The sequence below is a fragment of the Streptomyces sp. NPDC048257 genome, from assembly GCF_043201855.1.
In the GTDB taxonomy this organism is placed as follows: domain Bacteria; phylum Actinomycetota; class Actinomycetes; order Streptomycetales; family Streptomycetaceae; genus Streptomyces.
Map to the genome: position 1 here is coordinate 23,985 of NZ_JBICZI010000025.1, position 21,705 is coordinate 45,689.

Genomic DNA, 21,705 nt, shown 5'->3' on the forward strand with positions numbered 1-21,705 from the left:
CCTCCACGTGACTGCCAAGCCCCGCATCCCCAATGTCCTGGCCGGCCGCTACGCCTCCGCGGAGCTCGCCGTCCTGTGGTCCCCCGAGTACAAGGTGACGCTGGAGCGGCGGCTGTGGCTCGCCGTGCTGCGCGCCCAGAAGGACCTCGGTATCGAGGTCCCGGACGAGGCCCTCGCCGACTACGAGCGGGTCCTCGAGGCCGTCGACCTCGCCTCGATCGCCGAGCGCGAGAAGGTCACCCGGCACGACGTCAAGGCCCGCATCGAGGAGTTCAACGCCCTCGCCGGCCACGAGCACGTCCACAAGGGCATGACCTCCCGCGACCTGACCGAGAACGTCGAGCAGCTGCAGATCCGGCTCTCGCTGGAGCTCGCCCGGGACCGCACGGTCGCCGTGCTCGCCCGCCTCGGCAAGCTGGCCGGCGAGCACGCCGAGCTGGTCATGGCCGGGCGCTCCCACAACGTGGCCGCGCAGGCGACCACCCTGGGCAAGCGCTTCGCCACGGCGGCCGACGAGCTGCTGGTGGCCTACGACCGCCTCGAGGACCTGCTGGGCCGCTACCCGCTGCGCGGCATCAAGGGCCCCGTCGGCACCGCGCAGGACATGCTCGACCTGCTCGGCGGCGACGCCGCCAAGCTCGCCGACCTGGAGCAGCGGATCGCCGCTCACCTCGGCTTCGCCCAGGCCTTCACCTCGGTCGGCCAGGTCTACCCGCGCTCGCTCGACTACGACGTGGTCACCGCGCTGGTGCAGCTGGCCGCCGCCCCCTCGTCGATCGCCAAGACGATCCGCCTGATGGCGGGCCACGAGCTGGTGACCGAGGGCTTCAAGCCCGGCCAGGTCGGCTCCTCCGCGATGCCGCACAAGATGAACACCCGCTCCTGCGAGCGCGTGAACGGCCTGATGGTCATCCTGCGCGGCTACGCCTCGATGACCGGCGAGCTGGCCGGCGACCAGTGGAACGAGGGCGACGTCTCCTGCTCCGTGGTCCGCCGCGTGGCCCTGCCGGACGCCTTCTTCGCCTTCGACGGCCTGCTGGAGACCTTCCTGACGGTCCTCGACGAGTTTGGCGCCTTCCCGGCGGTCGTGGCCCGCGAGCTGGACCGCTACCTGCCCTTCCTCGCGACCACCAAGGTCCTGATGGGCGCGGTGCGGGCCGGTGTGGGCCGCGAGGCCGCCCACGAGGTCATCAAGGAGCACGCGGTGGCCTCCGCACTCGCCATGCGGGAGCAGGGTGCCGAGCGCAACGAGCTGCTCGACAAGCTGGCCGCCGACGACCGGATGCCGCTGGACCGGGCCCAGCTCGACGCCCTGATGGCCGACAAGCTGTCCTTCACCGGCGCCGCGGGCGACCAGGTGGCGGCGGTGGTCTCCCGCATCGAGGCGATCGCCAAGCAGCACCCGGAGGCCGCCGGGTACGCGCCGGGGTCGATCCTCTGACCCCCGACGAGCTGAACGCCGCCCGCGACCGCGTCCTCCCGGACGTGGTCGCGGGCGGTCTGCGTGTGCTCTTCTGTGGCATCAACCCCGGGCTCCTCTCCGCCGCGACGGGCCACCACTTCGCCCGCCCCGGCAACCGGTTCTGGCCCGTCCTGCACCTCTCGGGCTTCACCCCGCGCCGGCTGGCCCCCGCGGAGCAGGAAGAGCTGCTGACCTACCGCCTCGGCATCACCAACGTCGTGGCCCGGGCCACGGCCCGCGCCGACGAACTGAGCGCCGAGGAGTTCCGCGAGGGCGGGCGCATCCTGACGGCCAAGGTGGAACTGCTGCGCCCCCAGTGGCTGGCGGTGGTCGGCGTCACGGCCTACCGCACCGCCTTCGGCGAGAGGAGAGCGCAGATCGGCCCCCAGGAGCGGACCATCGGCTCCACCCGCATCTGGGCCCTCCCCAACCCGAGCGGCCTCAACGCCCACTGGACCGCCGAGTCCATGGCCCAGGAGTACGCCCGCCTCCGCACGACCGCCGAAGCCTCGGATCCCCCGGAAGGCTAGAGGCAAGGCCCCCCAGAGGGTGTCCTGTCGGTCGGGCCGAATCAGGGAGCGGCGCGTGCGTGCCAGGCAAGCCGGGCCCGGCACGGCACCTCGCCGCGTTGCCGAAACGCGCGAGTACGGCCAAGTACGAACTGCGTTTCCCCGCCTTGCGATGCACCGCACCGGACACCCCGGGCCACCGGCCTGATCGACAAGACGAGCCCTAGGGCGGGTCGATGACGGTGACTCCTGCCATCAGCTGGTAGGGGCCCTCGCCGTCCCACTGCGCCACGCACACCACCAGCCAGTGGTCCCCGACCTGCCACAGGTGCACGTGGTCGGTGCTGTCGGCCAGCTCGCCCCACGGCCGCGGTATCTCCTCCCCGTCGAACCCGCGGTCCCTCAGCGTTCCCAGGCCGAAGACCTGCGGCTCCCCCCACCGGTCGGTCGCGGCCTGGGCGAGCGCCCCGTACTCGGCACCGATCTGGTCGGCCGCCTCGATCCGGCCCGAGCCGTCGTCGTCCCAGAAGTCCCGCGTCCGGGCGAGCTGCACCAGGTGGAATCCCGGGCCGCTGCTGTTTCCTCCGGTCCGGACCGGCTCGGGCGGGAACTCCTTGTCCCGGAGCCGGTCGATCGTGTCGAGGTGCTCTGCCGTGGTCATACCGTCAGTATCCCGAGGGCCACTGACAACTGGCCCGCCGTCACGCGTCCCGGCGGCGCACCGCCAGCCAGCCTCCCAGCACCGCGATCCCCGCCCACAGCACCAGCACGCCCAGCCCGCCCCACGGGCCGAGGTCGCCGACCTGATGGCTGCGGATCATCGCCTGCCCCGCCCGGTCCGGCATGAACTGCCCCACCCCGCTCGCCGCCGAGCCGACGATGAAGGACACCATGACGACGAAGGGTATGAGGATGCTCAGCACGGCCACCCCACTGCGCAGCACCGCCGTGAGCCCGGCCGCGAACAGTGTCATGAGCGTCAGGTAGAGGCCGCAGCCCACGACCGCCCGCACGGTACCGGGGTCGCCCAGTGCGAGGGCGGACTCGCCCATGAACGCCTGGCCGGCCACGAAGGTCAGCAGTCCCGCGAACTGGCCGGCGACCAGGGCGAGCGCGCCCAGCATCGAGATCTTCGACAGGTAGAACCGCGTGCGGTCGGGCACGGCGGTGAGGCTGGTGCGCAGGGCGCCGTTGTGGAACTCGGCGGAGAAGGCGGTCGCACCGAACGCGATGGCCGCTATCTGCCCGAAGTTGAGTCCGTAGAAGGCGGCGAGGAGCGGGTCCTCCCCCATGCTGCCCTCCTCGGCCCCCAGCGCCGCGGCCGTCAGCGCCTGGATGCCCACGGTGGCGACGAGGATGGATATCAGCGACCAGAAGGTGCCCCGGAGGGACCGGATCTTGATCCATTCGGAGTGCAGTACGGGGGTTGTGGGCAGAGCGGCGCTCATGGCGAAGCCTCCTGGAAGTACGGGAGCGGGTGGACGGTCAGTGGGTTGCGGTGAACTGCGCATGATCGGCGGTGAGGTCGAGGTAGGCCTGCTCCAGCGAGGCACGCTCGTCGGCGAGTTCCAGCAGGGGAACCCCCTCGCGGGCGGCCAGAGCGCCGAGCTGCTTGGCCTGTATGCCCTCGACGGTCCATCGCCCGTCGCCCTCGGTCTCCAGCTCGAAGCCGTCCCGGGCCAGGGCGGCCCGCAGCCGGACCGGGTCGGAGGTCCGCAGGCGCACCCTCGGGGTGCTGCGGGCGTCGATGAACTCCTCCATCGAGGTGTCGGCGAGCAGTTTGCCGTTGCCGAGCACGATCAGGTGGTCGGCCAGCGCCGCGGTCTCCGACATCAGGTGGCTGGAGACGAGGACAGCGCGTCCTTCGGCGGCGAGGGCACGCATCAACTCGCGGATCCAGATGATGCCCTCGGGGTCGAGCCCGTTGGTGGGCTCGTCCAGCAGGAGCACTCCGGGGTCGCCCAGCAGCGCGGCAGCGATACCGAGGCGTTGACGCATGCCGAGTGAGTAGGACTTGATCCGCCGCTTGGCGACCGAGGCTATGCCTGCCTGCTCCAGGACCTCGTCCACCCGGCGCAGCGGGACCCGGGCGGCGGCGGCGAGCAGGCGGAGGTGGTCCCGGGCCGTGCGCCCGCCGTGGGCCGCCTGGGCGTCCAGGAGGGCGCCGACCCGGTGCAGCGGGTCCGGCAGGTCGAGGTAGCGCCGGCCGCCGATGGTGGCCGTACCGGAGGTGGGCCGGTCCAGGCCCAGGAGCAGGCGCATCGTGGTGGACTTCCCCGCGCCGTTGGGGCCCAGGAATCCGGTGACCCGGCCTGGCAGAACGTCGAAGGTGAGGCCGTCCACCGCGCGGTGGGCGCCGTATTGCTTGGTGAGTTCTCGGATCTCGATGCTGTTCATGGCTCAAGACTCGCCGCCGGCCCCACCCCCCTCCCTCCCCCATGCGAGGGTGCCGTCTCCCCCACGTGGGGGAGACGGCCCTGCACAGTGCGCTGCCACCATGGAGTCATGTACCGACTGCTGCGCGCCCCGCTTCAACCAGTGACCTATTCACGCTGGTTGCATCTCTGCGTGCCACTGCTGCTGCTGGCCATATGGATGTTCATCATGCCCGAGTGGCCGTGGGGGCCCCTGCTGCTGGTCCTGCCCTTCGGGCTGGTGCCCTGGGTGCGGCTGGCGGAGGGTCTTCAGGCGCAGTTCCTGCTCACCCCGTACGACCGGGACTCCTCCGACGGCGCCATAAGCCTCGCGCCGTCGGCTCACTGGGGGGACCGCTGGCGCACCGTGCTCTGGCTGGAGACACGGATGATCATCGCCATCGGCGCGGTCGCCGCCACCGTCTGGCTGCCCACGATCGCCGTGGAACTCATCGCCATCGCGATCGGGCATCCCGTGGGCGACGACTTCCTTCCGTTCGTGCCCGCACCCTGGGCCGCGGCGCTGCTCGCGCCCGTGCCGCTGGTCGTCCTCGTCTTCATCGTGGCACTGCTCGGCGAGTTGATCACCGCGGCCGCCACCCGCCTGCTCAGCCCGTCCGCGGCCGAGCGGCTGACCGCGCTGGAGGCACGCACCGAGCAGCTGCTGGAGCGCACCCGGATCGCGCGCGAGCTGCACGACTCCATCGGGCATGCGCTCACCGTGGCCGTCGTGCAGGCGGGGGCGGCGCGCGCCGCGGGTGATCCGGCCTTCACGGAGCGGGCCCTGTGCGCGATCGAGGAGACGGGCCGGGCCGCGCTGGAGGACCTGGAACGGGTGCTGGGCGTACTGCGGGAGTCGGGGCAGCCGCCGTCGCAGTGGCCGACGCTGGCGGAGGCCGACCGGCTGCTGGAGTCGGCCCGGGCCTCCGGGGCCGCGGTGGACGCACAACTGACGGGAGAGCTGGATAAGTTGCCGGGGCCGGTCACTCGGGAGGGGTACCGGATCCTGCAGGAGGCGCTGACCAACGTACTGCGGCACTGCGGGCCCGTGCCGGTGCGCGTGCGGGTGGAGATGGCGGCGGGCCGGCTGGACCTGGAGGTGACGAACCCGCTGCCGGAACGGCCGGGGGTCACGCTCGGCAGCGGCAGCGGGCTGCGCGGGATCCGGGAGCGGGCCGCGCTGCTCGGCGGGGAGGCCGAGACCGGGCTGTACGAGGGGAGTTGGAGGGTGCGCGCCCGGCTGCCGCTGGAGCGAATACGCTGACCTGATGCCGGTTACCGTACTGCTCGTCGACGACGAACCCCTGGTGCGCGCGGGTCTGCGCGCCGTCCTGGACGCCCAGCCCGACATCGAAGTGGTGGGCGAGGCGGCCGACGGCGCCTCCGTGATCCCGCTCGTGCGGCAGTTGCGGCCGGATGTGGTGGCGATGGACGTGAGGATGCCGCTCCTCGACGGGATCGAGGCGACTCGTGCGGTGCTGCGGACGGTGGACTCCCCGCCGAAGATCCTCGTGGTGACCACCTTCGAGAACGACGAGTACGTCTACCAGGCACTGCGGGCGGGAGCCGACGGGTTCCTGCTGAAGCGGGCCCGGCCGTCGGAGATCGTGCACGCGGTACGGCTCGTGGCGGAGGGCGAGACGCTGCTCTTCCCGGCGGCCGTGCGGGCCCTGGCCGCCGAGTACGGGAACCGGCAGGCCCGGGCGGTGCTGGAGCGGGCCGCCCTGACCGAGCGGGAGGAGGCGGTCCTGCGGCTGATGGCGCGGGGGCTCACCAATGTGGAAATCGCCGCCGAACTGATCATCGGCACGGAGACGGTCAAGTCCCACGTCAGCGCGATCCTGGGGAAGCTGGGGGCGCGGGACCGGACACAGGCGGTGATCACGGCGTACGAGTCGGGGTTCGTCTCCCCCGCCTGAGGGAAGGGCTGCTTCCGACCGACCGGGGGCTGCTTCTCGCCGCCGCACCCGGCGGGCAGTACCATCCGGCTGACAAGCTCGCTAGCTGGGAGGACACACGTTGGGGCAGCTGACCGGCGGGGACCCCTCTCTGCTCCGGCGGATCAATTCCGCCGTGGTGCTGCGCGCACTGCGGACGGCCGGATCCCCGACCCTCACCGACCTCACCCGGCTGACGGGGCTCTCCCGGCCGACCGTCGAGGGCGTGGTGGAGGGACTGATCGCGACCGGACTCGTCGTCGAGGCCGATGCGGAGGAAGGCGCGCGGCGGCAGGGCCGCCCGGCCAGGCGGTTCCGTTTCCGTACCGAAGCGGGGCACCTGCTCGGCATCGAGATCGGCTCGCACCGGATCGCGGTGCTGCTGTCCGGGCTGGACGGCCGCGTCATCGGCGCCGGTACCAAGGATGTCGCCGAGGACGCCTCGGCCGACGAACGGCTGGAGCGGGTCCGGGCGGCCGTCGCCGATCTGCTGCGCCGCGCCGGGGTGCCCCGGGACTCCCTGCGGGCGGTCGGGGTCGGCAGCCCCGGGATCGTGGAGGCGGACGGCACGGTCCGCCTCGGCACCGCGCTGCCCGGCTGGACCGGACTGCCGCTCGGGGAGCGGCTGCGGCGGTCCTTCCGCTGCCCGGTCCAGGTGGAGAACGACGCCAATGCGGCGGCGGTCGCCGAGCACTGGAAGGGTGCCGCGCGGGACACCGGCGACATGGTGTTCGTGATGGCGGGGCTCAGTCCCGGCGCCGGCTCACTGATCGGCGGCCGGCTGCACCGGGGCTTCGGCGGCGCGGCCGGCGAGATCGGAGCCCTGCACCTGCTGGGCCGCGAGGTCACGCCCGAACGGTTGCTGTCGACCACCGGTGAGCCGCTGCATCCGCTGGACGAGCCCGCCGTGGCCGAGGTCTTCGCCATGGCCAAGCGGGGCGACGAGCGGGCGGTGGCCGCCGTGGAGCGGTTCCTGCAGCGGCTGGTGCACGACGTGGCGGCGCTGGTCCTGGCGATGGATCCGGAGCTGGTGGTCGTCGGCGGCTGGGCGGCCGGCCTGGACGGGGTGCTGGAACCCCTGCGCCAGGAGCTGGAGCGCTACTGCCTGCGCCCGCCGAGGGTGGCCCAGTCCATGCTCGGCGAGGCCGCGGTGGCCACCGGCGCCCTCCGGCTCGCGCTGGACCACGTCGAGGAGGAGCTCTTCGCGGTGGAGAAGACGGTCACGGCCCGCCCCTGACCCCCCGCCACACGCGTGCTCCCGTACATGCGCAACGGCCCGGCCCCCAGCAGCTGCTGGGGGCCGGGCCGTATCCGCGCACTCAGGGCGATCGGGGACCGGAGCCGGCCCCGAGCGGCATCAGGACGCGACGCGCGGCTCGTCGGTGATCTCGACGTTGCCGGAGTCACCGAAGGTGAGGCGGCAGGTGTCGGCGCGGTAGGTAGCCACCGAGACCGCCGCGGTGCCCGCGGTGGTGAAGTAGCGCGTGGTGACCAGGAGCACCGGGGCGCCGGGCAGGCGGTCCAGTTCCTTGGCGTCGTCGGCGCGGGCGGAGCCCAGCTCCACCGAGCGGTCCTGGCCGTCGAGCACCAGCCGCTGCAGCTCGCGCAGGACGGCCCGGGCACGCGCCGGTCCGGCCGGGGCTTCGATGGCGGGCAGTCCGGGCACCGAGGCGGCCGGGACGTAGAGCAGTTCGGCGGCGACGGCCTGGCCGTGCGTGACCCGGGTCCGGCGCACCGTGTGCACCGGCTGGTCGGCGGCGAACGCGCCACCCGTACCGAGGAGCTTCAGCACCGCGGGCGTCGGCAGGGTCTCGGCCGCGTCGAGCGGCTCCCATCCGTCGACGCTCTCGCCGGGCCAGCTGTGCTGCGCACTGCCGACGGCGACGCCGACGCGCGGCGGGGCGACGGTGGTGCCGACGCCACGACGGCGCTGCAGCCTGCCTTCGAGCTCGAGCTGCTCCAGCGCCTGACGCAGGGTCGCGCGGGCGACTCCGAACCGGGCGGCGAGCTCACGCTCGTTGGGCAGCACCTCTCCCACGGCGAAGTCCTGGTCGAGTGCCTCGCTGAGGACGGTCTTGAGGTGCCAGTACTTCGGCTCCGGCACCGTTTCGAGCTGCGTGGTCCCCACCCTGACTCCTCCTGCCATCGCTGCACTCGCCGTGTGTTCCAGCGGCAGTTCCGCGCCTTTGTTTATTAAAGGTTCCTGCACTATCCCTGCGACGATAGGACGGCGCACCCCCTTGGTCAAGACCAATGCTCATGCCTTTGCCGGGCAGAACGGGCATATGTATCAAGCCGTTCATGCGTTGTTCTCGTGTGCGCGAAAGGCTTGTAGTCAAGGGCTACCCGACGGTAATCATGGCGGTAGGCACTACTGACATCCTGTCTCGCACGCGTCAACCGACGAGGAGCAGCATGACCGCCACGGTCTCCTTCACGATCGATTCGCCGCTCGGCCCGCGCACCACCACCGTCGCCTACGAACGCAAGGGCGCCGGCGAACCGCTTCTCCTGCTGCACGGCATAGGCCACCACCTCCAGGCCTGGCACCCGGTCATCGACATCCTGGCCGCCGATCACGACGTGATCGCCGTCGACCTGCCCGGTTTCGGCGCCTCGGATCCCCTGCCGAAGGGCGTTCCCTACTCCTTGGGGACCGTGGCCCCGGCCCTCGGGGCGCTCTGCACGGCCCTCGGCGTCGAGCGCCCGCACGTAGCGGGCAATTCCCTCGGCGGTCTGCTCGCCCTCGAAATGGGCCGGAGCAACCTCGTCCGATCCGTCACCGCCCTCTCCCCCGCCGGCTTCTGGACCGAGGGCGAACGCCGTTACGCCTTCGCCACCCTCCTCGCGATGCGCGCCGGCGCCAAGGCACTGCCCCTACCCGCCGTGCGGCGGCTCTCGCGCAGCGCCGCCGGCCGCGCCGCACTCACCGGCACCATCTACGCCCGCCCCTCCCGCCGCCCGGCCGAGGCCGTCGTCGCCGAGACCCTCGCCCTGCGCGATGCCACCGGCTTCGAGGACACGCTGGCCGCGGGCGGTTCCGTACGGTTCACCGACGACGTGCCCGGCCTGCCGGTCACCATCGCCTGGGGCACCCGCGACCGGCTGCTGCTGCGCCGCCAGGGCGTCCGCGCCAAGCACACCGTCCCCGGCGCCCGGCTGGTCCGCCTCCCCGGCTGCGGCCACGTCCCGATGAACGACGATCCGGCGCTCGTCGCCCGGGTGGTACTGGACACGGCCCGCAGCGCGCGGCTCGTGGCCGCCTGAACGGATGAACGAATGAACGAATGAGCGGCTGACGGCTGTTCATCCGCGGTTCGCGTGGGAGACGCGGCCGGGCCGGTGTGCGACGGCACGCTGGTCCGACCCGTCCTCGCCGGCCCCAGGAGACGTCCCGATGGCATCGATCCCGCACACCCGACGGTCCCTCATCGGCGGTTCCCTCGCCCTGTCCTCCGCACTGATCGCCGCCCCGGCGCTCGCCGTCCCGGCCTTCGCCCGCTCCGGCCGGCCCAACGCGCTCTGGGGCGTCCAGTCCGGCGAGATCACCGCCCACTCGGCCACCGTGTGGACCCGTTCCGACCGGCTGGCACGGATGTACGTCGAGACCTCCCCGAGCGAGGCGTTCCGCTACGCCGTACGCCGCCACCGCGGCCCGCTGCTCGGCCCGTCCAGCGATTTCACCGGAACCACCGTCCTGCGCGACCTGCCGCCCGGTCAGCAGATCCACTACCGGGTCGTCCTGACCGACCCCGACGACCCCCGCCGCAGCTCCACGCCGGTGCACGGCACCTTCCGCACCACCCCCGTATCCCGCCGCCACGACGTGCGTTTCCTGTGGTCCGGCGACCTGGCCGGCCAGGGCTGGGGCATCAACCCCGATCTCGGCGGCTACCGCGTCTTCGAGGAGATGCGGCTGCGCAACCCCGACTTCTTCCTCTTCAGCGGGGACACGATCTACGCCGACGGGCCGATCGCGGCCACCGCTCCCCTGCGCGACGGCAGCCTCTGGCGCAACGTCACCACCGAGGAGAAGGCGAAGGTCGCCGAGACGCTCGCCGAGTTCCGCGGGAACTTCCGCTACAACCTGCTCGATCGCAACCTGCTCGGCTTCAACGCCCAGGTCCCGGTCCTCGCCCAGTGGGACGACCACGAGGTGCGCAACAACTGGTACCCCGGCCAGCTGATCGAGGACCCGCGCTACACCGTCAAGGCGGCCGACACCCTGGCCGCCCGCGCCCGCCAGGCCTTCGGCGAGTACTTCCCCGTCACCGACCTGCGCGGCGGGCGCGCCGAGGGCCGGATGTACCGCGTGATGCGCTACGGCCCGCTGCTCGACGTCTTCGTACTCGACATGCGCACCTACCGGAACGCCAACTCCCCCGGCAACCAGGCCGCGGACCCCATCGGCATCCTCGGCCCCGAGCAGCTGGCCTGGGTCAAGCGCGAGCTCTCCCGCTCCCGTGCCACCTGGAAGGTCATCGCCGCCGACATGCCGCTGGGCATCGTCGTCCCCGACGGGGCCGCGAACTTCGAGGCCGTCGCCCAGGGCGACCCGGGCGCTCCGCTGGGCCGCGAGCTCCAGATCGCCGAACTCCTGCGGCACATCAAGCACCAGCGCATCACGGGCACCCTCTGGGTCACGGCCGACGTGCACTACACCGCCGCGAACCACTACGCGCCCGAGCGGGCTGCCTTCACCGACTTCGCGCCGTTCTGGGAGTTCGTGTCCGGGCCGATCGGCGCCGGCGGCTTCCCGGCCGGGCGGCTCGATGCCACCTTCGGCCCGGAGACCGCCTACGTGCAGTCGGCGCCCTTCGCCAACATGTCGCCGTCGGAGAACCCTCCGTACTACGGCGAGGTCGACATCGACGGCGACAGCGGGGAGCTCACCGTCCGGCTCTGCCGCCAGGGAGAGGGCGTACTCTTCACCCGGACGCTCCAGCCCGGGCGCGTGGGCCAGTAGGGCCCCAAGCCGCGAGGCGGCGAGGCCGCGGGCCCCCGAAGCCGGGCAGCTACGAAGCAACCAGGCCGCGAATCCCGGAAACTGGATGAAATCGGCCAGATGGACACTTAACCAGTCGGTCACAGATCGTTCGTGATCACGCAACACCCCTGCGCCACAGTGGTGTGCATGACTGACCGTAACCCCGCCTCCGCCCAGCGTCCCCACCGTCACCACCACTGGCGCCGTGACCTCGTCGAACTCGCCGCGCTGTTCTGCGCCGTCGCGGTCGCCGACGCCATCGCCAATCTCGTCGTGCACGGCCCCAGGGGCCCGGTCCTGCTCGTGGCCTCGGCCGTCGCGCTCCTGGTGACGGCGGCCTTCCACACCTGGTGGGCACGGCGCCACAGCCATGCACCGCCGCCGCAGAGCACCGCGCCCACCGATCCGCACCCGCTCCCGTCCACGACCCCGGCAACCGCCTCCGCCACCGCCACCGCCACCGCCACCGCCACCGCGAACAGCGCCGCCCTGTGGCGGATGCGCACCACCGTCCAGGACGAGCCGGGCTCCCTGGCCGCCCTCTGCACCGCCCTCGCCCGTAACGGCGTGGACATCCTGACCCTCCAGACGCATCCGCTCCCCGAGGGCGGCACGGTCGACGAGTTCCTGCTGCGCGCCCCGCAGGACCTGCCCTCCGCCGATCTCTCCCGAGCCATCTCCCGCGCCGGCGGCCACAGCACCTGGATCGAGCGCGCCGACGCCCACGACCTGGTCGACACCCCGACGCGCGTGCTCGGCCTGGCCACCCGCACCGCCCTGGACGCCGCCGAACTGCCCCTCGCACTGCGCCAGCTGCTGGGCCGCTGCACGATCCACTCGATCCCGGCGACCACCCTCTCCGGCCGCCCCAACGCCGGTGCGGACGCCCCGGTCGAGGGCGTCCTCGAGGCCACGGTCATGCGGCTGCGCGACCCTTCCGGCGGTGCGATCACCGTGGAGCGGCCCTACCTCCCCTTCACCCCGACCGAGTTCGCCCGGGCCCGCGCCCTCGTCGAGCTCGACGCCCGGCTCGGCCCCCGCGTCCCGCGCAGCCAGGACGTACTGACCCTGCCCGAGGGCAACGAGATCACCGTCCGCCGCGCCGACGGCTCCGACCTGCCGGCGGCCCGCGCCATGCACGACCGCTGCTCCGAGCGCACCCTGTCGCTGCGCTACCACGGCCCCGTCGCCGACGCCGACCGCTACCTCGGCCACCTCCTGAGCCCCCGCTTCGGCCGCACGCTCGCTGCGACCACCGCCTCCGGGAAGCTCGTCGCCCTCGGCCACCTGCTGTGGGACGGCGACGAGACCGAGGTCGCCCTGCTCATCGAGGACGACTGGCAGCGCCGCGGCATCGGTTCCGAGCTGCTGCGCCGACTGCTCGCCATGGCCGTCGAGGCCGGCTGCGACAGCGTGTACGCCGTCACCCAGGCCTCCAACACGGGCATGGTCGCCGCCATGCGCGGCCTCGGCCTCCCCCTCGACTACCAGATCGAGGAGGGCACCCTGGTGATCACCGCCCGGCTGGACGCGGCCCCGATCGGCTCCCGACTGCCGTACGAGGTCGCCTACGACGCTCCCTACGGACTCCCGCAGGAGCGGTCGGCCCCGCGGCGCGGCCACTGAACGATCCGCCCGGACCGGGACCCGCCCCGGGTACCGGCTCCGGCGGCATCCGCCCGTTCCCACGGGATCGGGCGGACAAGTGAGGCCATGTGGGACCACGTGGGACCAGGTGGGATCCGGCCAACTTGCGAGCGCCCCGCCCCCCGCGGCTTCCACCCCGAGGGCGTGAAGTCGCTTGCGCAGATGGCCGGTTGGGCGTTCTCCGCGCCCCCCGCCCTCCCCACTCCGGCCCACCTCGGCAGGCTGACGGCAATCGGTGATGACGGGAACCCGTCTCACATACGAAGATGGCCGCATGTCAGAGATCCTCCACAACGGCAGCGCCCCCCGGCTGCCCCGCCAGGTGGCCGACGCGTACGTCGACGACCTCATCGCACTCGACCCGATCACCGGCACCTACCTCGGTGTCGCCGCGAGTTCGAGCAAGCTCCCGGACTTCTCCCCGGCGGGCCGCGCAGCCGTCGCCGAGCTCGCCCGTGAGACCCTCGCGCGCCTCGACGCCGCCGAGTCGGTGCCCGGCGCGGACAGCGACGCCGAGCGCCGCTGCGCCCGGCTGCTGCGCGAGCGCCTGACCGCCGAGCTCGCCGTCCACGCGGCCGACGAGGACCTGTGCGCGGTCAGCAACATCCACAGCCCCGCGCACTCCGTCCGTGAGGTCTTCTCCCTGACCCCCGCGGACACCGACGGGGACTGGGCGGCGATCGCCGAGCGCCTGCGCGCCGTACCGGCCGCCTTCGACGGCTATCGCGAGAGCCTCGCCCTCGGCCTCGAGCGCGGCCTGTACGGTGGCCCCCGCGCCACCACCACCATGATCGGCCAGCTCTCCACCTGGGCCGGCCAGGACGGTTCCGGCACCGCCCCCTTCTTCGAGGACTTCGTCTCCGCCGGTCCGGACTCCCTGCGCGCCGAGCTGGACGCCGCGGCCGCCGGCGCGACCGCCGCCGTCGTCGCCCTGCACGACTGGATGACCTCCGTGTACGCCCCGGCCGTCGAGGGCAGGCCCGACACGGTGGGCCGCGAGCGGTACGCCCGCTGGGCCCGCTTCTTCAACGGTACGGACCTGGACCTGGACGAGGCGTACGCCTACGGCTGGTCGGAGTACCACCGCCTGCTCGCCGAGATGAAGGCCGAGGCGGCCAAGATCCTGCCGGGCGCCGGTCCCTGGGAGGTGCTGAAGCACCTGGACGAGCACGGCGCCCACATCGAAGGGGTGGACGAGGTCCAGGCCTGGCTCCAGGGCCTGATGGACGAGGTCATCGAGAACCTCGACGGCACCCACTTCGAACTCGCCGAGCGCGTCCGCAAGGTGGAGTCCCGGATCGCGCCGCCGGGCGGCCCCGCGGCCCCGTACTACACGTCCCCCTCGGAGGACTTCTCCCGCCCGGGCCGCACCTGGCTGCCCACCATGGGCCTGACCCGCTTCCCGGTGTACGACCTGGTGTCCACCTGGTACCACGAGGGCGTGCCGGGCCACCACCTGCAGCTCGCGCAGTGGACGCACGTGGCGGACCGGCTCTCGCGCTACCAGGCCACCGTCGGCATGGTCAGCGCCAACGCCGAGGGCTGGGCGCTGTACGCGGAGCGGCTGATGGACGAGCTGGGCTACCTCAAGGACGCCGAGCAGCGCCTGGGTTACCTGGACTGCCAGATGATGCGCGCGGCGCGGGTCATCGTGGACATCGGCATGCACGTGGGCCTGAAGATCCCGGCGGACTCGCCGTTCCACCCGGGCGAGGCCTGGACCGTGGACCTGGCACAGGAGTTCTTCGGCCTGCACAGCGGCCGGCCCGCGGAGTTCGTCGAGAGCGAGCTGACCCGCTACCTGTCGATGCCGGGCCAGGCGATCGGTTACAAGCTGGGCGAGCGGGCCTGGCTGCTGGGCCGGGACAACGCGCGGGCCGCGCACGGCGATTCCTTCGATCTGAAGGCCTGGCACATGGCGGCGCTGTCACAGGGTTCGCTGGGGCTGGACGACCTGCTGGACGAGCTGTCGAAGCTCTGACCGCGCGCCCGGGCAGCCCCGCAGCCCGGGCGGCCCCGCGGCGAACGACTGACGGGCCGCTCGTCCCACCCTGGGGATGAGCGGCCCGTCCGCGTGTCCGGGCACTCAGCAGCCGCAGTCGTCCGAGTCGGTCGGCGCGGTCAGCGGGTCGGCCCCGGCGCGCTGCGCGTTGCCCTGCCAGGTCTCGACCTCGAAGCCCTCGCGGATCCAGTACTCGATGCCGCCGAGCATCTCCTTGACCTGGAAGCCGAGTTCGGCCAGGGCGAGGGCGGAGCGGGTGCCGCCGTTGCAGCCGGGGCCCCAGCAGTACGTCACCACGGGGACGTCCTTGTCCAGCAGCCGCTCGGCCTGCTCGGGGATGAGCGCGGTGGGCAGGTGGACTGCGCCGGGCACGTGGGCCTGGTCCCAGGACGGGGTGGAGCGGGAGTCGACGAGCTGGAAGCCCAGCTCGGCGCCCTGCTCGCGGTGGGCCCGGAAGGCGGCGGCGACGTCCGAAACGTCCGCGTGGAAGGCCAGGCTCGCGGCGAAGTACGCGGCGGCCGCGGCCGGGGAGGCCGGGGGCACGCGGAGCACGGGGTTGGCGGTGGCGGGGGCGGAGGAGGCGTTCTGCGTCGTCGTCATGGCCAAAAATCTATGATCCATTGATCACGACCGGAAGTGGGTTTCCCCGGCCTTTTCCTTGTCTGACCGGGGAATCCCCTGCTAGACCTGCATCATGACCGACTATTCCCCTGACGCCACCGACTGGCGGATCCTCGAGGCCCTCCAGCGGGACGGACGCGCCAGTTTCACCGAGCTCGCCCGCTCCGTGTCCATGTCGGCGAGCGCCGTCACCGAGCGGGTCCGCCGGCTGGAGGAGACCGGCATCATCACGGGCTACACGGCGGTGGTGGATCCGGAGAAGCTCGGCAAGTCGATCCTCGCCCTGGTGCGGCTGCGCTACCCGCACGGCAACTACAAGCCCTTCCACGACTTGCTGGAGTCCACCTCCGAGATCCTGGAGGCCCATCACGTCACGGGTGACGACTGTTTCGTGCTCAAGGTCGCGGCCCGCTCGATGGGGCACCTGGAGGAGGTCACGGGCCGGATCTCGGGCCTGGGCCCGGTGACGACGAGCATCGTCTACTCCTCACCACTGCCCCACAGGCCGCTCAGTCCGTGAGCGCCGCCGTCCGGTGACGGACCACGGAGCCACCGCGCTGCTTGACGATCTCCAGCTGGGCCTGAACCCGGGTGCGCAGGTCGGCGACGTGACTGACGATGCCGACACTGCGGTCCCGCTCGCGCAGCGAGTCCAGGACGTCGAGCACCTCGTCCAGCGCCTGGTCGTCGAGGCTGCCGAAGCCCTCGTCGATGAAGAGCGTGTCGAGACGCATCCCGCCGGCCTCGTCGGTGACCACGTCCGCGAGGCCGAGCGCCAGGGCGAGCGAGGCGAAGAAGGTCTCGCCGCCGGACAGGGTGGCGGTGTCCCGCTCACTGCCGGTCCAGGCGTCGACCACGTGCAGTCCGAGGCCGGAGCGGCCCCGTCCGCCCGCCCGTGCGTCGGAGTGGACGAGGGTGTAGCGGCCGCCGGACATGCGCAGCAGCCGTACCGTCGCGGCGGCGGCCACCTGCTCCAGGCGGGCGGCCAGCACGTAGGCCTCCAGGCGCATCTTGCGCTCGTTGTCGGCGGAGGTGCCCGCGGTGAGTCCGGCGAGGCGGGCGACCCGGTCGTAGGCCTCGCGCAGCGGTCCGAGCGCGCGCAGTTCCTGCTCGGCCTGCCGGGAGAGCCGGTCCAGCTCAGTGCAGCGCACCCGGGCCGCGTCGGCGGCCGACCCTGCCGTACGGAGCTTCGCCGCGGCCCGGGCGGCGTACGCCTCGGCCGCATCCGGTGCGGCCGGAGGCAGGGCTGCCGCTTCCGCGGTGCCGGTCTCGCGGCGGCGGTCCGCAAGCAGGGCCTCCTCCGTCTGCCAGGCGTCCAGCCGGTGTTGGAGCGCGGTGCGTTCGTACTCGGGGAGCACCGCGTCGGCGGCGGCCTCGATGGTGTCGAAGCCTGCCTTGAAGGCGGCGTCCGCGAGCTGGTCGTCGGCCTCCTTCAGGCGGGCGGCGGTGGTCTCGGCCCGGCGCAGTGAGGTGGCGGCGCCGGAGACCATCCGGACCCGGTCCTCCAAGGTCCGGGCGCGGGCCGCGACGGTGGGGGCTCCGTCCCGTACGAGGGCCAGTTCGGCCTCCAGCCCGGCCTGTTCACGGTCCAGGGCCTCGCGCCGGGAGGCCCGGGCTGCGGCCCGGGTCTCGGCGCCCTGCCGGTCGGCGGTGCGCGCGGCGTGCTCGCGCTCGGCCCGGGCCAGCTGCTCGCGGGCGGCGTGCAGGCCGGCGGCCGCGGCGTGGGCGGCAGCATGACGGGCGCTCAGGTCGGCGGTCAGGGAGATGAGTTCGCCGGTGGTGGCGTCCCCGGCAGCGGTCGCCGCTTCGGTACGGGCCTCCTGGGCGGCGGCGAGCCGGCGCTCGACGGCGGCCCGGGCCTGCTCGGCCCGTTCGAGGAGGGCGTGGGCGGCGTCCTCGGCCGCGCGGTCCACGTGGCCGGGAGCCGGGCGGGCCGGAGCCGGGTGCTCCGCGGACCCGCACACGGTGCACGCCTCCCCGGCCACCAGTGCCTCGGCGAGCTCGGCAGCGATCCCGCGCAGCCGGGCCTCCTTGAGCTCCAGCCAGCGCTCCCGGGCGGCGGCCGACTCCTCGCGCAGGGTGAGCAGTTCGCCCTCGGCCCGGTCCGCGTCGGCGTCGAGCTCGTCCCGCCGGCGGGCGGCGGTCAGCTGCATGCGGGCAGGTTCCAGCCGGCCCGCGAGCTGCTCGGCCAGGGTCGCGGCCTGCTGGGCGGCGTCCACGCGGCCCTGCAGCACCGCCCGGGACGCCTCCCAGCGCTCCAGCCACTCGGCGGACTCCTGGTGCTGCTCCTCGGCAGCGCGCGACTCCCGTTCCAGGTTGGCCCGTTCGCGGCCGATCTCGGCGCTGCGCTGCTCGGTGCGCTGGGCGGCGCCCAGCGCGCCCAGGGCCTCCCGCAGCCGCTGCTCGACATCGGCCAGCTGCTCGGCTCCCGCCTCCTTCAGCGGGGGCGGCAGCTCCGCCCGGGCGGAGGTCTCGGCGTGCGCGGCGGCCAGGTGCGCCGCGGAGGCGGCTCCGCGCAGCTCCAGGGCGGGGGCCACCAGGGCGCCCCGCCGGGCCCGGTCCAGCAGGCCGCGCACCCGCTCCCGCTCGGGCGCGGCCTCGGCGAGCAGGGCGGCCCGGTGGACGGTCTCCGCGTGCCGGTGCTGCAGCCGGTCGAGCTCCCGCGCGTCCTCGGCGGCCCGCCGGGCGGCGGCGTGCCGGCTCTCGACGGCGGCCAGCGCGTAGTCGGCGACGTCGAGGCGCTCGCGGGCCGCGCACCGGGCGACGGCCGCCCAGGCCCGGACGGCCTCGGCGAGGCCGGGGTCGCCCGGCTGGTGTCCGGGCATCGGCCAGGCCCGCAGGTCCGCGGTGTCCCCGGCGGCCTGGGCGAGCCGCTGGGCGGTGTGGAGCACCTTCTCGTCGCCGGCCCGGACCCTGGCCTCGGCGGCCCGGCGGCGCTCCCCGAGCAGGGCCTCGACGGCGGCGAAGCGGCGGGTGTCGAAGAGCCGGCCGAGCAGGCGGCCGCGGGCCGCCTCGTCGGCGCGCAGGAACCGTGCGAACTCGCCCTGCGGGAGCAGGACGACCTGACAGAACTGCTCGCGGCTCATGCCGAGCAGCTGCTCGATCTCCTCGCCGATCTCCTGGTGGGAGCGGCTGAGCGGCTCCCAGCCCTCGGCGGTGTGCTCGCGCAGCCGGCTCTGGGCCTTGTCCCGGGTGGTGCCGGTGCCGCGCTTCTTCGGGCGCTCCTGTTCGGGGCGCCGGGTGATCTCCAGGCGGCGGCCGCCCGCGGTGAGTTCGAGGGTGACCTCGGTCGGGGTGTGGGCGCCGGCATGGTCGCTGCGGAGGCTGGTGCCGGGGGCCTGGCGGGGGCCGGGCACGGAACCGTAGAGCGCGTAGCAGACGGCGTCGAGCACGGAGGTCTTCCCGGCGCCGGTGGGTCCGTGCAGCAGGAAGATCCCCGCGCCGGACAGGGCGTCGAAGTCGATCTCCTGGGGTTCGGCGAACGGCCCGAAGGCGGTGACGGCCAGCCGGTGCAGCCTCATCGGTGGGTCTCCCGGCGGCTGTCGTCGGCGCGTACGTCGTCGAAGGCCCCCTGGAGGACGGCCCGTTCGGCCTCGTCCGCGTGGCCGCCGCCGCGCACGTGGGCGACGAAGTCCTCGGCGATCTCCTGATCGCTGCGGCCCCGCAGCCGCTGGGCGTAGGAGGCGCCGCTCTCCTCCTGGCGGCCCTCGGGCTCGAAGGCGAGGGTGAGGGTGTGCGGGAAGCGGGCGGCGAGCCGGGCCATGGGGTCGTCGGGGCGGACCGGATCGGTGAGGGTCGCCTCGACCCAGGCGTCCTCGTGCACCTGGTGCGCCGGATCCTCCAGCAGGTCGTCGAGCCGTCCGCGCAGCCGCGCGAGGGTGCGCGGTACGGGGGTGCCGATGCGCTCGGCGCTGACGATCTCGCCTTCCGCGCCCAGCTCGATCAGCCACATGGTCTTGCGGTGGTGGACTTCCGAGAAGGAGTAGGCGAGCGGGGAACCGGAGTAGCGGACCCGTTCGTTGATGGTCTGGCAGCCGTGGAGGTGGCCGAGGGCGGCGTAGTCCACCCCGTCGAAGACGGAGGCGGGCACGGCCTCGACGCCGCCGACGGTGATGTCGCGCTCGCTGTCGCTGGCCTGCCCGCCCGTGACGAAGGCGTGCGCGAGGACGATCGAGCGGGTGCCGGGCGCGCGGTTGGCGAGGTCGGCGCGGATCCGGTCCATGGCGGCGCCGAGGACGGCCTCGTGGCTGACCTTGTCCGCGCTGAAGACGTCCTTGACCAGGGCGGGCTCCAGGTACGGCAGGCCGTACAGCGCCACGTCACCGTGTACGTCGGCCAGGACGACGGGGTCGGCGCAGCCGGCCGGGTCGGTCCGCAGATGGATCCCGGCCCGGTCGATCAGCCCGGCACCGACGCCGAGGCGGCGGGCGGAGTCGTGGTTGCCGGAGATCATCACGGTGGGCACGCCGAGCGCGGCGAGCCGGTGCAGGGCCCGGTCGTAGAGCTCGACGGCGGGCAGCGGCGGCACGGCCCGGTCGTAGACGTCACCGGCGACGAGGACGGCGTCGACCTCGTGCTCGCGGGCGGTCTCGACGAGGTGGTCGATGAAGACGGCCTGGGCGCCGAGCAGGTTGACCCGGTGGAAGGCCCGGCCGAGGTGCCAGTCGGAGGTGTGCAGGAACTTCACTCGCCGGGCCCGCCGCGCATGCCGTCTCCCCCTGGTCGTCTCCCGCCCGCTGAACCCCTCTACGCTAACCCGTCTCCGGGGGCGCTCAGGGCGCGTACGTCTCTCCGCCGAGGGTGAACCCGGCGCTGCCCGCCGTGGTGTCGGCAAGCCAGGCCTCGAAGGCGGGCAGCTCCGCCTCCGGGAGGGCCACCTCTATCTCCACCTCGGCCCCGTAGCGCAGGTCCACGACGGTCCGGCCGGTGGAGCGCAGATCGTTCTGGGTCTTGCCGGCCCGCTGGTGGTCGACGGTGACGGTGGCCAGCCGGTAGCGGCGCCGGGTGACGGTGCCGAGCTCGTCGAGGGCCTCGCCGACGACTCCGCCGTAGGCCCTGATCAGGCCGCCGGCGCCGAGCTTCACGCCGCCGTAGTAGCGGGTGACGACGGCGACCGCGTAGCGGACGTCCCGGCGCATGAGCATCTGCAGCATGGGCACTCCGGCGGTGCCGCCGGGCTCGCCGTCGTCACTGGCCTTCTGGACGGAGGCGTCGGCGCCGACGACGTAGGCGAAGCAGTTGTGCGAGGCGGTGGGGTGCTCCTTGCGGATGCGCGCCACGAAGTCCTGCGCCTCCTGCTCGGTCGCGGCGGGCGCGAGCGAGCACAGGAACCGCGAACGGTTGATCTCGGACTCGTGCACGCCCTCACGGGCCACCGTCACGTACTGGTCTGCCTTCACCTCACCACCCTAAGCGCTGGTGAAGGGCTAGGTTGGCGGTCGTGAACCTGCGGGGGCGGAGCTACCGGTACGTGGGTCCGGCCGAGCTGAGGGCGCTGGTCCGGCCGGGGGCCGAGGGCCGGGGCATCCGCTCGGCGGCGGACTTCGAGGACTGGGCCTCGGCCCTGGGGGCGGCGGAGCCGTCCGAGCCCTTCACCTTCGTCGTCGACGCCGCGGGCGCGCTGCGGCTCGCGCCGCGGCGGAGCGAGCACGTGGTCTGTGCGGGCGGTGACCCGGTTCTGAGCGCGGGGGAGATCGCCTTGGGACGGGAGTCCGGGCGGTGGGTGGTCCGCGCGGTGAGCAACCAGTCGACGGGATACTGCCCGGACGCCGGCTCGTGGCCGGCCGTCGCGGACGCCCTGGACGCGGCCGGTATCGGGCACCCGGCCGGCTTCACCCACGAGGTGGTGTTCCGCCGGTGCCCCGCCTGCGGGCAGCTGAACATCGTCCGGGAGGCGGACTTCTTCTGCGTCTTCTGCGACGGGCCGCTGCCGCCGCAGTGGAACGTCGACCCGTCAGCCGCGTAGGCCCTGTCCGGGCGATCTTCGTGGGTCCGCCCGCGTGGTCCGGCGCGGGGCATCGTGCCGTGCGAACGGATCGGCAGGCTGTTCGGGGGCGCCAAGGCCGTCGGCGGGGAATCGGGCGTGGGGGTTTGCGGTTGATCCGGCAGAGCGCCGGTTCCGAGGCA

19 protein-coding genes are annotated in these 21,705 nt (G+C 73.3%); 11 read left to right on the forward strand and 8 right to left on the reverse strand.

Annotation, left to right across the window (positions count from 1 at the left end; genetic code table 11):
* Positions 1 to 7 precede the first annotated feature (7 nt).
* The gene (gene purB, locus ACGFZK_RS31520) at positions 8 to 1,441 is read left to right on the forward strand and encodes an adenylosuccinate lyase (protein WP_393852256.1); all 1,434 of its coding nucleotides are present in this window, start codon (positions 8 to 10) and stop codon (positions 1,439 to 1,441) included.
* On the forward strand, positions 1,438 to 1,992 hold the full coding sequence (gene mug, locus ACGFZK_RS31525; RefSeq protein ID WP_393852322.1) for a G/U mismatch-specific DNA glycosylase: 555 nt from the start codon (positions 1,438 to 1,440) through the stop codon (positions 1,990 to 1,992). The genes purB and mug overlap by 4 nt, the downstream gene beginning before the upstream one ends.
* 202 nt (positions 1,993 to 2,194) lie before the next feature.
* Here mug and ACGFZK_RS31530 read toward each other — a convergent pair whose 3' ends face one another.
* The 3 genes from ACGFZK_RS31530 to ACGFZK_RS31540 are packed head-to-tail and all read right to left on the reverse strand — an operon-like array spanning position 2,195 to position 4,368.
* Positions 2,195 to 2,632 (reverse strand): hypothetical protein, encoded by a 438-nt coding sequence (locus ACGFZK_RS31530; protein ID WP_393852257.1) that lies wholly within the window; start codon positions 2,630 to 2,632, stop codon positions 2,195 to 2,197.
* Positions 2,633 to 2,672: 40 nt separating this feature from the next.
* Positions 2,673 to 3,419 (reverse strand): ABC transporter permease, encoded by a 747-nt coding sequence (locus ACGFZK_RS31535; RefSeq protein WP_393852258.1) that lies wholly within the window; start codon positions 3,417 to 3,419, stop codon positions 2,673 to 2,675.
* Positions 3,420 to 3,456: 37 nt separating this feature from the next.
* Positions 3,457 to 4,368: an ABC transporter ATP-binding protein gene (locus tag ACGFZK_RS31540; RefSeq protein ID WP_393852259.1), complete on the reverse strand. Its 912-nt coding sequence runs from the start codon at positions 4,366 to 4,368 to the stop codon at positions 3,457 to 3,459.
* 108 nt (positions 4,369 to 4,476) lie between these two features.
* Here ACGFZK_RS31540 and ACGFZK_RS31545 point away from each other — a divergent pair, with 108 nt between their 5' ends.
* From ACGFZK_RS31545 to ACGFZK_RS31555, 3 genes are all read left to right on the forward strand, one after another.
* Positions 4,477 to 5,649, forward strand: coding sequence for a sensor histidine kinase (locus tag ACGFZK_RS31545; RefSeq protein WP_393852260.1), 1,173 nt, complete (start codon positions 4,477 to 4,479; stop codon positions 5,647 to 5,649).
* Positions 5,650 to 5,653: 4 nt separating this feature from the next.
* Complete coding sequence (locus ACGFZK_RS31550) at positions 5,654 to 6,304, forward strand: response regulator transcription factor (RefSeq protein WP_327261352.1); 651 nt, start codon at positions 5,654 to 5,656, stop codon at positions 6,302 to 6,304.
* A gap of 100 nt (positions 6,305 to 6,404) precedes the next feature.
* Positions 6,405 to 7,559: an ROK family transcriptional regulator gene (locus ACGFZK_RS31555; RefSeq protein WP_393852261.1), complete on the forward strand. Its 1,155-nt coding sequence runs from the start codon at positions 6,405 to 6,407 to the stop codon at positions 7,557 to 7,559.
* 120 nt (positions 7,560 to 7,679) lie between these two features.
* Here the strand turns inward: ACGFZK_RS31555 and ACGFZK_RS31560 are convergent, their stop codons facing one another.
* Positions 7,680 to 8,450: a GntR family transcriptional regulator gene (locus ACGFZK_RS31560; protein ID WP_393852262.1), complete on the reverse strand. Its 771-nt coding sequence runs from the start codon at positions 8,448 to 8,450 to the stop codon at positions 7,680 to 7,682.
* A gap of 287 nt (positions 8,451 to 8,737) precedes the next feature.
* On the opposite strand from ACGFZK_RS31560, the gene ACGFZK_RS31565 reads away from it, so the two are divergent.
* The 4 genes from ACGFZK_RS31565 (at position 8,738) to ACGFZK_RS31580 (ending at position 14,937) form a co-directional block, all read left to right on the forward strand.
* The gene (locus ACGFZK_RS31565) at positions 8,738 to 9,589 is read left to right on the forward strand and encodes an alpha/beta fold hydrolase (protein WP_393852263.1); all 852 of its coding nucleotides are present in this window, start codon (positions 8,738 to 8,740) and stop codon (positions 9,587 to 9,589) included.
* A gap of 130 nt (positions 9,590 to 9,719) precedes the next feature.
* Positions 9,720 to 11,288, forward strand: coding sequence for an alkaline phosphatase D family protein (locus ACGFZK_RS31570; protein ID WP_393852264.1), 1,569 nt, complete (start codon positions 9,720 to 9,722; stop codon positions 11,286 to 11,288).
* Positions 11,289 to 11,456: 168 nt separating this feature from the next.
* A complete protein-coding gene (locus ACGFZK_RS31575) occupies positions 11,457 to 12,935 on the forward strand; it encodes a GNAT family N-acetyltransferase (RefSeq protein ID WP_393852265.1) in 1,479 nt (492 codons plus the stop codon).
* Between the two features lie 295 nt (positions 12,936 to 13,230).
* The gene (locus ACGFZK_RS31580; protein WP_393852266.1) at positions 13,231 to 14,937 is read left to right on the forward strand and encodes a DUF885 domain-containing protein; all 1,707 of its coding nucleotides are present in this window, start codon (positions 13,231 to 13,233) and stop codon (positions 14,935 to 14,937) included.
* Positions 14,938 to 15,042: 105 nt separating this feature from the next.
* On the opposite strand, the gene ACGFZK_RS31585 is transcribed toward ACGFZK_RS31580, so the two are convergent.
* Positions 15,043 to 15,558: a rhodanese-like domain-containing protein gene (locus ACGFZK_RS31585; protein WP_393852267.1), complete on the reverse strand. Its 516-nt coding sequence runs from the start codon at positions 15,556 to 15,558 to the stop codon at positions 15,043 to 15,045.
* A gap of 94 nt (positions 15,559 to 15,652) precedes the next feature.
* Here ACGFZK_RS31585 and ACGFZK_RS31590 point away from each other — a divergent pair, with 94 nt between their 5' ends.
* Complete coding sequence (locus ACGFZK_RS31590) at positions 15,653 to 16,099, forward strand: Lrp/AsnC family transcriptional regulator (protein ID WP_393852268.1); 447 nt, start codon at positions 15,653 to 15,655, stop codon at positions 16,097 to 16,099.
* On the opposite strand, the gene ACGFZK_RS31595 is transcribed toward ACGFZK_RS31590, so the two are convergent.
* The 3 genes from ACGFZK_RS31595 to ACGFZK_RS31605 all read right to left on the reverse strand — a co-directional run bounded on the left by ACGFZK_RS31595 (position 16,089) and on the right by ACGFZK_RS31605 (position 20,978).
* A complete protein-coding gene (locus ACGFZK_RS31595; RefSeq protein WP_393852269.1) occupies positions 16,089 to 19,100 on the reverse strand; it encodes an AAA family ATPase in 3,012 nt (1,003 codons plus the stop codon). The two genes, ACGFZK_RS31590 and ACGFZK_RS31595, sit on opposite strands and share 11 nt — an antisense overlap.
* Positions 19,097 to 20,266 (reverse strand): exonuclease SbcCD subunit D, encoded by a 1,170-nt coding sequence (locus ACGFZK_RS31600; protein ID WP_393852270.1) that lies wholly within the window; start codon positions 20,264 to 20,266, stop codon positions 19,097 to 19,099. Before ACGFZK_RS31600 ends, ACGFZK_RS31595 begins: the two co-directional genes overlap by 4 nt.
* An 85-nt stretch (positions 20,267 to 20,351) precedes the next feature.
* Entirely contained in the window at positions 20,352 to 20,978 is a 627-nt protein-coding gene (locus tag ACGFZK_RS31605; protein ID WP_393852271.1) for a YigZ family protein, read from the reverse strand.
* 41 nt (positions 20,979 to 21,019) lie between these two features.
* Here ACGFZK_RS31605 and ACGFZK_RS31610 point away from each other — a divergent pair, with 41 nt between their 5' ends.
* On the forward strand, positions 21,020 to 21,544 hold the full coding sequence (locus tag ACGFZK_RS31610) for a hypothetical protein (RefSeq protein ID WP_393852272.1): 525 nt from the start codon (positions 21,020 to 21,022) through the stop codon (positions 21,542 to 21,544).
* The last annotated feature ends 161 nt before the right edge of the window (positions 21,545 to 21,705 follow it).

Coding starts and splice junctions, on each gene's coding strand:
- ACGFZK_RS31585 (WP_393852267.1), bottom strand. CDS start 15,558: ATGACGACGACGCAGAACGCCTCCTCCGCCCCCGCCACCGCCAACCCC.
- ACGFZK_RS31530 (WP_393852257.1), bottom strand. CDS start 2,632: ATGACCACGGCAGAGCACCTCGACACGATCGACCGGCTCCGGGACAAG.
- ACGFZK_RS31550 (WP_327261352.1), top strand. CDS start 5,654: ATGCCGGTTACCGTACTGCTCGTCGACGACGAACCCCTGGTGCGCGCG.
- ACGFZK_RS31540 (WP_393852259.1), bottom strand. CDS start 4,368: ATGAACAGCATCGAGATCCGAGAACTCACCAAGCAATACGGCGCCCAC.
- ACGFZK_RS31590 (WP_393852268.1), top strand. CDS start 15,653: ATGACCGACTATTCCCCTGACGCCACCGACTGGCGGATCCTCGAGGCC.
- ACGFZK_RS31575 (WP_393852265.1), top strand. CDS start 11,457: ATGACTGACCGTAACCCCGCCTCCGCCCAGCGTCCCCACCGTCACCAC.
- ACGFZK_RS31570 (WP_393852264.1), top strand. CDS start 9,720: ATGGCATCGATCCCGCACACCCGACGGTCCCTCATCGGCGGTTCCCTC.
- ACGFZK_RS31535 (WP_393852258.1), bottom strand. CDS start 3,419: ATGAGCGCCGCTCTGCCCACAACCCCCGTACTGCACTCCGAATGGATC.
- ACGFZK_RS31580 (WP_393852266.1), top strand. CDS start 13,231: ATGTCAGAGATCCTCCACAACGGCAGCGCCCCCCGGCTGCCCCGCCAG.
- ACGFZK_RS31595 (WP_393852269.1), bottom strand. CDS start 19,100: ATGAGGCTGCACCGGCTGGCCGTCACCGCCTTCGGGCCGTTCGCCGAA.
- ACGFZK_RS31565 (WP_393852263.1), top strand. CDS start 8,738: ATGACCGCCACGGTCTCCTTCACGATCGATTCGCCGCTCGGCCCGCGC.
- ACGFZK_RS31545 (WP_393852260.1), top strand. CDS start 4,477: ATGTACCGACTGCTGCGCGCCCCGCTTCAACCAGTGACCTATTCACGC.